This is a genomic window from Pseudomonas sp. RA_15y_Pfl2_54 (genome assembly GCF_963971015.1).
Taxonomy (GTDB): Bacteria; Pseudomonadota; Gammaproteobacteria; order Pseudomonadales; family Pseudomonadaceae; genus Aquipseudomonas; species Aquipseudomonas baetica_A.
Genome location: NZ_CAXAPN010000083.1, coordinates 1 through 1,718, shown reverse-complemented (window position 1 = coordinate 1,718; position 1,718 = coordinate 1). Strand labels below are relative to the sequence as shown.

Annotated in this window: 2 protein-coding genes and 2 pseudogenes; 3 read left to right on the top strand and 1 reads right to left on the bottom strand. The window is 51.5% G+C overall.

The features are described from left to right. Positions 1-148: 148 nt before the first annotated feature. From AACY50_RS28555 to AACY50_RS28545, 3 genes and pseudogenes are all read left to right on the top strand, one after another. Positions 149-322 (top strand): annotated as a pseudogene (locus tag AACY50_RS28555) (IS256 family transposase); the annotation flags it as partial. Positions 323-577: 255 nt separating this feature from the next. Next, positions 578-817: a hypothetical protein gene (locus AACY50_RS28550; RefSeq protein ID WP_339434227.1), complete on the top strand. Its 240-nt coding sequence runs from the start codon at positions 578-580 to the stop codon at positions 815-817. A 191-nt stretch (positions 818-1,008) separates the two neighbouring features. Beyond that, positions 1,009-1,476 (top strand): hypothetical protein, encoded by a 468-nt coding sequence (locus tag AACY50_RS28545; RefSeq protein ID WP_339434228.1) that lies wholly within the window; start codon positions 1,009-1,011, stop codon positions 1,474-1,476. Between the two features lie 93 nt (positions 1,477-1,569). Here the strand turns inward: AACY50_RS28545 and AACY50_RS28540 are convergent. Then, a pseudogene (locus AACY50_RS28540) lies at positions 1,570-1,718 on the bottom strand (ATP-binding protein); the annotation flags it as partial.

Genomic DNA, 1,718 nt, shown 5'->3' with positions numbered 1-1,718 from the left:
GTCTGGCCAGACAAGAAACTGGGAGCCGATGGGCACTGTGATGTTGAACCCGGATCGGCAGCAGCAGACCGAGAAAAGAGCGGCATAGTTAGACGGCGACGCGACAACAACCTTGAAAAACGCCGTAACATGTTGAAAAGGAGCATGTATGCCGACCAAAAAGAAACCGGCCTCGGAGGCCAAACCCCAGTTTCCTTCGATCCCGAAAGAGCTGATTGATCAGTTCGTTAAAGGCCCAATGAGCGCCGAGGCGATTCAGGATGCGTCGATGGCGTTCAAAAAGGCGCTTATCGAGCGAGCCCTTGGCGCGGAGCTGGGTCACCCCCCCGAACATTGAGCCGAGAACTCGTGCCGATTTGCTTTCAAAGGGGAATGATTTACTCCAGAAAATAAAACGGTCCCCCACTTTTCAAAACAGTCGGTTGGGAACATCTGCTTTCGGCCAAATGCAGACGTTCGTTTAGGTCTGCTTTCGGCCAGAAGCAGCCTTTGTGTCCGACGCGCAATTACCGGCCGAGAGTGGCCATTCGATCTACTTTCCGGACACCATAAAGACGGGCAGAAACGAGCTATGAGTATGAAACATGAACTTTGGCTGGAACCCGATGGTTGCCAGACTTTCTGCCTGGCAGGTATTCACGGTGATGACGCGCGCAATCTACTTTCAGCAAACTCCCAACTGATCTGGACAGTCGAAGCTGACAGTCACTTCGAGGCGATGACCAAATACTATTCCTTCATGGAATGGGGTGAATACCAGACAGACTTCCCCGAGCATGACCAAATGTCCTACGCAGAGCTAGGATGGGATGAGTAACGGGGGCCAAGCTATAGGACAAGCAGCCGCGTTTTGAGCTCTAGACCCAACGTCCGCATTGGGTCGATTGAAGCCCTTCGTGACAGGCAGCAATCGGCCAATAGCGTACGGTTCCCGATAAACATCATTGAAAGCATTTTGCTACTATCGGGCGCTCTTACCCATTAGCGACGTAAATCTTAGGTTCTTCCATGTTCGACAGAAGCGACTTTGATCAACTCTCCAGTGAGCAACTGACTTTTTGGACAGCGCACAATGATTGTCCCGGTCTCTATTACGTCACCTATCCAGCAATCGCCTTTCGATGCTCTGCCTCTCAGGAGATCATTAGGATAACCCGCGCCCCCAAACGGCAAGGCGAAAACGGATTAAACTTCTGGCTTCACGCGGAATGGATGGATTGGCGGCCTGGAGGAGAAAGTTATTTCCCAGGCTACGTTTCTGACGCTCAGTTTGAGGAAATCTCGGAAGCTGTTTTCAATCAGATGGTTGCGGATCATGCGTTTGAATTGATCGCTCCGCTCAAACAACCGCTGCATGAGTCGACCGGTTTCGTCGGAGCGTTATTGATGTACTCAATGAAGACGGAGTTCATCGTTTCGCTGTTCGCGGAGTATGAAGACGAGTACATCCATTTCTATTGGGACACGACTGCATGAACGGCAGCTATGGGTCGATTGAAGCCCTTCGTGACAGGCAGCAATCGGCCAAAAGCGGACTTTTTAGATAATTTGCTCAGGTGTCACTGCCCTTCAGAAGCGGTGAATTTTAATCTGGATTCCCTCATCTGCATCCGGAGCACGAAAGTAGCTCGTGATCAAATCGAACTCAGCGTCGCTTGCTGCAAACTCATGCTCTGCGCGGCCATTGCGCTGATGTAGCCGGCCCCGACAGGTCTCAT